General features: G+C 42.8%; 7 protein-coding genes. 2 read left to right on the forward strand and 5 right to left on the reverse strand.

Annotation, left to right across the window (positions count from 1 at the left end; genetic code table 11):
- The first annotated feature begins 11 nt into the window (after nucleotides 1-11).
- Nucleotides 12-815 (forward strand): CDP-diacylglycerol--serine O-phosphatidyltransferase, encoded by an 804-nt coding sequence (pssA, locus tag M9899_11030; protein ID MCO5114689.1) that lies wholly within the window; start codon nucleotides 12-14, stop codon nucleotides 813-815.
- 135 nt (nucleotides 816-950) lie between these two features.
- On the opposite strand, the gene M9899_11035 is transcribed toward pssA, so the two are convergent.
- Nucleotides 951-3,119: a sulfatase-like hydrolase/transferase gene (locus tag M9899_11035; protein MCO5114690.1), complete on the reverse strand. Its 2,169-nt coding sequence runs from the start codon at nucleotides 3,117-3,119 to the stop codon at nucleotides 951-953.
- Between the two features lie 117 nt (nucleotides 3,120-3,236).
- A complete protein-coding gene (locus M9899_11040; GenBank protein ID MCO5114691.1) occupies nucleotides 3,237-3,413 on the reverse strand; it encodes a hypothetical protein in 177 nt (58 codons plus the stop codon).
- A 244-nt stretch (nucleotides 3,414-3,657) separates the two neighbouring features.
- On the opposite strand from M9899_11040, the gene M9899_11045 reads away from it, so the two are divergent.
- Nucleotides 3,658-4,512 carry a hypothetical protein gene (locus M9899_11045; GenBank protein ID MCO5114692.1) on the forward strand — a complete coding sequence of 285 codons (855 nt, stop codon included), beginning with the start codon at nucleotides 3,658-3,660 and terminating at the stop codon, nucleotides 4,510-4,512.
- Nucleotides 4,513-4,767: 255 nt separating this feature from the next.
- Here the strand turns inward: M9899_11045 and M9899_11050 are convergent, their stop codons facing one another.
- Genes M9899_11050 through M9899_11060 form a run of 3 tightly spaced genes read right to left on the reverse strand, consistent with a single transcriptional unit; the run spans nucleotide 4,768 to nucleotide 6,419 of the window.
- A complete protein-coding gene (locus tag M9899_11050; GenBank protein MCO5114693.1) occupies nucleotides 4,768-5,220 on the reverse strand; it encodes a transcriptional repressor in 453 nt (150 codons plus the stop codon).
- On the reverse strand, nucleotides 5,201-5,785 hold the full coding sequence (locus M9899_11055; protein MCO5114694.1) for a hypothetical protein: 585 nt from the start codon (nucleotides 5,783-5,785) through the stop codon (nucleotides 5,201-5,203). Before M9899_11055 ends, M9899_11050 begins: the two co-directional genes overlap by 20 nt.
- Nucleotides 5,786-5,801: 16 nt before the next feature.
- Entirely contained in the window at nucleotides 5,802-6,419 is a 618-nt protein-coding gene (locus tag M9899_11060; GenBank protein ID MCO5114695.1) for a TonB family protein, read from the reverse strand.
- Between the last annotated feature and the right edge of the window lie 257 nt (nucleotides 6,420-6,676).

Raw genomic sequence — 6,676 nt, forward strand, 5'->3', positions numbered from 1 at the left:
TGGACTTCAAAATGAAAAACGGTCAAAAAAGCAGAAATAACGTTCCCATTCGTTTTCTTATTCCTAACGCCATCACCTTACTCGCCCTCAGTGCGGGCTTGACCTCTATCCGTATGGCTTACGAACAAAGATTTGAGGTGACCATCATCTCTGTCTTATTTGCAGCTATTCTGGATGGGATTGATGGACGAGCCGCACGACTGCTCAATGCTTCTAGTAAATTTGGAGCCGAGTTGGATTCTTTGGCTGACTTTGTAAACTTTGGTGTCGCCCCAGGGCTGATCGTGTACTTTTGGGCCTTACAAGACGCTAAGTCTTTAGGTTGGGTGGTGTCTCTGATCTTTACCATCTGTATTTGTCTTAGACTGGCTCGCTTTAACGTAGAAAGCCAAGAAGAAGCGACCTATAAATGGAAAAAGAAATTCTTTACAGGCGTTCCTGCCCCTGCAGGTGCCTTCTTAGTTCTCACCCCTTTTTACTGTCGTTTTATTAACATAGAAATTCCAAGTTATTTAATTCTGCTTAACACAGTGGCGATCTCAATTCTCACTGTAAGCCAAATGCCGACATTTTCATTTAAAAATATGGGTTCTATGCCCCGAACGTCTGTTCGTGTGCTTTTGGTACTGATCATTCTACTGGCTTCCGTGCTGGCCATTCACACATGGCAAACTCTGCTTACAGCAGCAGTGCTTTATGTTGCCACCTTCCCATTTAGTATTTTAAGCCACAGAAAGTACATGCAGCTTGAAGCCTTAAAAAATCCACCCCAACTCGAATTTGATTCTGACGAGCTAGACAGCGACGAGGACTGATCGCTTTATCTGTCCTCGCACTCGCTCAGCACTAAAAAGTGAAGCCCTTTACCGCTTCACAGCCTTGAACTCCACACAAAATGATGTCTTCATGACTTTTTAACGGCTATAGGTAAGCCTTAAATCTGTCGCCTACTACAAAGACGTAGGCGTTTCGCCTTCGGTGTAAGTGACGTTTTGCTCTTTTAACTTTTTGGATTCCTCCACCAAAAGCGTTTTGTACTTCTCTTCCACTTTAGCTTTTTGATTGTGTCTTAATTTATATTTAATGGCATTGTAATAGGCACGACCTAACTGGGCTTTGCGTTCTATGTTTTGACGAGCCTCTTCATCCAAAGCAGAAACATCCACAAGCTGATCGACATAGGTTTTTGCGTCTTCAGTGTGATACAGTTGTTTTAGAAAATCCTGAGTGTGAAAGACTTTGATGTCTTTCGCATCAGTGATCGAAGAATAGATGATATTCTCTCCATCAAAGAACTTCGCGGGGTAAGAGCCCTCACCCGCAAGAAACACTCCTGATCTTTTTTGAGCACCTTCCGATAACAAGTCCATTCCAAAAGTAGAGTTCGGTCCCTCATGTCCCATCATAGACATCAATGTAGGCAAGATGTCAGGTTGATACCCCAATGTGGAATTGACCTGTCCTTTTAAAGTTTCATCAAATAAAGGAGAGTAAAACACCAATGGGATATGATGCACTGGAAACTTATGGGCATTATAAAAAGCACTCAAAGTCTTGGCATCATAGGATCTTAATCCGTGGTCCGCATAAATCACAAAAATCGTATTTTTAAAATACTCTGCATCTTTGGCAATATTAAAATAGTGGCCTAAAGCATGATCGGAAAAACGCAAAGAGTTGTATTCGTCATTGCTAAAAAATCCATACTTAGCCATCTCTTCATCTGTTAAGTTTTTAAGTTCAAAACCCTCAGTGCGTTTCGGAATAGTGTAGGGCTTATGATAGCCCGCCGTCTGAATGAAAGCAAAGAAGGGTTTGGTCTCTTGGCTTAATATCTTATGACTCTCTTCAAAAAGCTCTAGGTCAGAAATTCCCCAGATGTCATTCAAAGAAGACTTTTTAAACATTCCCTCTTCATAAAGTTTAAGATCATAAATGTTGTTTTGAATGATGCCTCGAATATTCCCCCAATTGGCACTTCCCCCAATAAAATAATATTTGGAGTGCTCACTCAAATTATTGATCATCGTATGTTGGTCGACAACAAGAGGGTTTCTTGAGGCGGTCTCTTCTTCATTGAGATCAGGAATGCCCGTCAAAAAACAAAAGATCGAAGCAGCTGTGCCCGTCTTGATGACATGAAAGTTATCAAAGAGCAGTCCTTCACGGATGACCTTATCTAAATGGGGTGTGGTATCGAAAGGGTTGCCAAAATGTCCCAGTTTAAAGGACGCCAGAGACTCCATCATGATCACAACCACATTGACGTCTTGAGGTAGATTTCCAATGGTGGGCTGCTTACGCACAAACAGAAGATTCTCTGGGTCGTCTGTCATAGCCACTTCAGGCTGCAACAGACTCAGCTCCTTTTTCATGGTCTCGGCACCGACAGTCTGTTTATTGAACTTGTAGGTGTCATACACATTTTGAATCGGGCTTAAAGCAAATTGATTGATAAAAGTATTTCTAGAAAAATAAGCTTCACTCCAACGCAGTGGATACTGCGACAGTTTGGAATGAACCGTAAGAGCAAGAAGCAAAAAGATCACTACATACTTTCCGATAGAAATATACAGTGGCGTGATAGGGCGAGAGTAAAAAAACATCTCTTCTTTAAAGACAAAACCCACTTTGGAAATTAAAAGATAAATGGCGACAGCCAAACATAAAAATCCCAACACCAAAGCTGCAATGGGGTAACTCTGCATCACCATACCTAAAGCAATCATGGGGTTGGATAACAAAGCCAAAATTTTAGAGGACAGACGTTCTTCAAGATAGGAGTAGTTTCCAAAATCCACCCAAGTGCAGATCAACATAAATCCTAAACCTAAAGAAAACCAAATTTTTTGAAAAAGATAAAAGTACTGTTTAAGTCTAAAGAAAATAAAAAGCGGATTTAAAATCAGAAAGATCCCAAAGCTGACTAAAAAAAATAAAGAGACCATGCGCAAGTCAAATCTGAGACCCAACCACCACGCTTTCGTGATCTCAGAAAAGGGCAAATCACCTGAAGAGAACACAAACCAAAACACGACTCTATGGACTAGAAGTGTGAGGAAAAATATCGCATATAAACGAATATAGCTTTGAAAAGAAAACTTTTTTGCAAATCCCATAGTCAAGGTAATAATAGCCCTTATCTAGATTTACAACATTAAAAAAACAAAAAACCTGCTGAGTGAAATCACACCAGCAGGTCATATACCTTACTAATAAAGGCTTTAACTTTAAGACTACTCTGCCATTTCGTCAGTAGCGTCTTCAATCTCATCGCCAGCGTCTTCCATAGAATCCCCAGCATCCTCAACTGCATCTACTGTGGCTTCTGGTGCTTTTTTGTTACATCCAGTAAAAGAAACGGCAGTAACAGCGAATGACAACGCGATTAAAAGAATTTGAATAGCTTTCATGTTTATCTCCTTTAGGAGGCTAGGCCCCAATTTATTTAACTATACTAGTCAAAGCTGCCACAATCTGCTTTTAAAATCAACATGAGATCGAATTACAAATTTGTGAAATATCCTACACAATTCTTTGCTTGACTTGATAAATGTTGATAACTTTTTTTTGCCAGAAGCATAGACTTGATGATACTCCTGATCACTGGCGATACCATAGAACCCCCTCCAGCTTTGCAAAGGATGAGCACTGAATATGACTCACTACGCTCTATATACACTTCTGACCACGGCTTCGATTGCCCTTGCTACTGCGCTTTTGGGCATTGCTGTGGCACGTACCATGGACCGTTCTCATAAATTTTTAAGCTTTTTTATTGCCCTTGGTGCAGGACTTTTGGTGGGAGTCGCACTGACAGAGTTCCTGCCACAAGTCTTTCACTCTCACCCTACACCCTTACATGATGCTCAAATTCATAGCAATGAGCACTCTCACGATCCTTTTGGTTTTGGAATTCTGCCCGCACTCTTGATTCTTCTTGGGGTCTTTTTTGTGATCATTTTAGAGAAAAAAGTGGCACAAACCCTAGAGTTAAGCACCCTAGGTTCTACTACGACTGAGAGCCACGGTCACGAGTTCTGCGTGCACAGTCACTCTCACACCCATGAACCCCACATCACTCTCAAAACAGCATGTTTATCCGTGGGGTGTGTGACAGTCTGCTCATTTTTTGATGGCTTAGAAATCTCCACAGCCTTTCACATGGGATCACAAGTGGGCTGGCTCACAAGCCTTGGATTTTTGCTTCATTCTATCTCCAACGGCGCACTTGCCGCGAGTTTGGGCCTTGCTGGTGGACTCTCTAAGTCTAGAGCCATCCAGGTGTCTATAGTCATAGGAGCTTTACTCTTCATCGGTTCTGTCGTGGGTGTCGTGGGCATCAGCCTATTTGACTTTAAATCTTATGTTTTACCCTTTAGCACAGGCGTGATGCTTTACATCTCCTTCACCCATCTGATTCCCCTAGCTCTCAAAGACAGATTGGGCTGGGTCGGCTTTATCCTTGGAACCCTCATCACCTTTATCATTCACAGCCTGCACACCCACTAAGCTCCCCCCTAGTTACACTGAATTTAGAATTGGAATTTGATTTGAGATTCCTTTAGAAATTAGGTTATACCTTCGATTTCAACCTCAGAAGTGAGCAATGCGTATCCGACATGCGTTGGCCTGTGGGGCCATAGGTCCCACAGGGTAACGCGTGCCGAAGACGCTTTGCACCCGTCTCTGCTGCGTTGGAATCGAAGGTATAACCTAATTTCTAAAGGAATCTCAAATCAAATTCCAATTCTAAATTCAGTGTAACTAGGGGGTGCGGCAGGTTTTGCAGAGGTAGTTCACGCGGACGTGGGAGATTTGGTTGCGCTTGAAACCTAGGATTTTTTGTAGAGATTCTAGGTCTTGGTTTTTGATTGTGGGCTCATCGGCGTTGCCGCATTGGTCACAAAGCCAGCTCATGTGGAGATGCTTAGAGCCACATGTCGAGTGCTGGCAAAGGCTCACTTGGCCTTGGTTTAATTCATGGACCACCTTGATATCTTTAAGAACTTTGATGCTGCGGTAGACTGAGGCCTCATCGACTTGCACGTCTCGGCTGAGCAGCTCTTGGAAGATTTGTGGTACCGTCATGGCCTTGTCGGTCTCAAGTAAAAGCTCAAGCAAAGCGCGGCGCTGTTCCGTAATTCTCAGTCCTTCATCTTTCATCAGACGAAGAAGCTGTTCTAAATTTTCAGAAGTTTTAGGAGTGGCACAGTTCATTGGTTTTATCCCATAGGTAAGTAGAGATGTCCTTCACCCCATACTTCCATTGTTTTTGATCTTCGATCCATAAAGACGGTGTGGCTTCTATTAAGAAAACTTTACTTCTGCTGTGATCATAAATTTGAGTTTGGATTCCTTTAAGAGAGACCAGTTTAGCTCTGATTTTTTGCCTGTCCCCAAAAGCCAGCACGGCGACATTTTTATTTAATTGCTCTTTATTCTTACACTCTTTGCCCATCTTTTTAACCAAACGAACGCACGACTTGCATTCCTCATCAAACACCAGAATCAAAGGGCGCTTTAAATATTTCGACACCGCACCCATGACTTCATGTTGAGACATCTGCACTTTGGTGGTGACGGGAGGTTCCTTTGTGTCTGGTGTGAGATGGACTGCTGTAGGGGCGCTTCTTTCAGGATTAAGGACGACGTGAGAATCGGATGCGAGACGAGCCGAAGCCATAGAAGGTGTGACGGACAGCTCTGCTGTAGGGACTGGTTTCATAGCTTGAGCAGCCATAAACGAAGTCACAACAAAATACAGAATGAACTTTATAAGCACGAAGGCTCCTCCAAAGCTAATTGATCTTATACACAATGGGGACTTCCACTCGGTACTGACTGACAGAGCTTGGAAGTTCTTTAAAAGGCGATAGCGAACGCACGTGATTGATGGCCGCCACATCTAAAGTTTTATAATTTGAAGACTGCTTGATTTTAAGTTCTTTGATTAAACCTTTGGCATCAATCTCAAGGACTAAAACCACCATGCCCTCTTGTCTGAGCTTCTCTGCCATGCGGGGATATTGTTTGGAATTATTGAGATAATTGGACAAGTAATCTTTGTAAGACATTAAGATTCTTTTGGTTTCGCCATCTAAAGCGCCTGCACCTTCTCGGTCTTCATGATCCGTTCCGAGTGGGTCCCCGCCATCCTGAGGAGCCACCTTCAGAGTATTCGTTGACAGATTTGAGGTGGCTTTTGCTGAAATTGTGTTCTTTTCAGCCGTAGCCTCTTCAGCCCTTTTGATCTTTTTTCGGACCACTTTGGCCTTTTCAAAATCCTTCGGGTTAAATCTGACATTGTCCATGGTGACATCCACAAGCTCGACATTAAAACCCTCTATGATGGGGTTGGCCTTATAAGTAGAAAGATCAGCGTCCCAGAGTAAAGGGACAAAAAGAAGTGCTAACATTACCCCATGCAAGGCTAGGCTTAGGAGGAAAAAACCACCTCCACCATTTTTTGAATCTGAACCTTTTAAATACGATGTCTTCACGTCTTGGTTTTTACACCATCTGGGGCTCTGTGGCAATATTGCAAGTGACTTGCATTAAGTTTTCAGCCCCCTGACGGATCGTGCTGCTGTTTAAAACTAAAAAGCTCACCTGAGGTGAGCTTTTTAGTGTTTTTGCCCCTATTCACCGTCAATACCGGCTTGCGTGGCGCGTA

Source organism: Pseudobdellovibrionaceae bacterium, from assembly GCA_023954155.1.
Lineage (GTDB): Bacteria > Bdellovibrionota > Bdellovibrionia > Bdellovibrionales > UBA1609 > JAMLIO01.

What these genes read in the sequence shown, in the direction of transcription:
- pssA (MCO5114689.1), top strand. Translation starts at nt 12, where the DNA reads ATGAAAAACGGTCAAAAAAGCAGAAATAACGTTCCCATTCGTTTTCTT.
- M9899_11035 (MCO5114690.1), bottom strand. Translation starts at nt 3,119, where the DNA reads ATGGGATTTGCAAAAAAGTTTTCTTTTCAAAGCTATATTCGTTTATAT.
- M9899_11040 (MCO5114691.1), bottom strand. Translation starts at nt 3,413, where the DNA reads ATGAAAGCTATTCAAATTCTTTTAATCGCGTTGTCATTCGCTGTTACT.
- M9899_11045 (MCO5114692.1), top strand. Translation starts at nt 3,658, where the DNA reads ATGACTCACTACGCTCTATATACACTTCTGACCACGGCTTCGATTGCC.
- M9899_11050 (MCO5114693.1), bottom strand. Translation starts at nt 5,220, where the DNA reads ATGAACTGTGCCACTCCTAAAACTTCTGAAAATTTAGAACAGCTTCTT.
- M9899_11060 (MCO5114695.1), bottom strand. Translation starts at nt 6,419, where the DNA reads ATGTTAGCACTTCTTTTTGTCCCTTTACTCTGGGACGCTGATCTTTCT.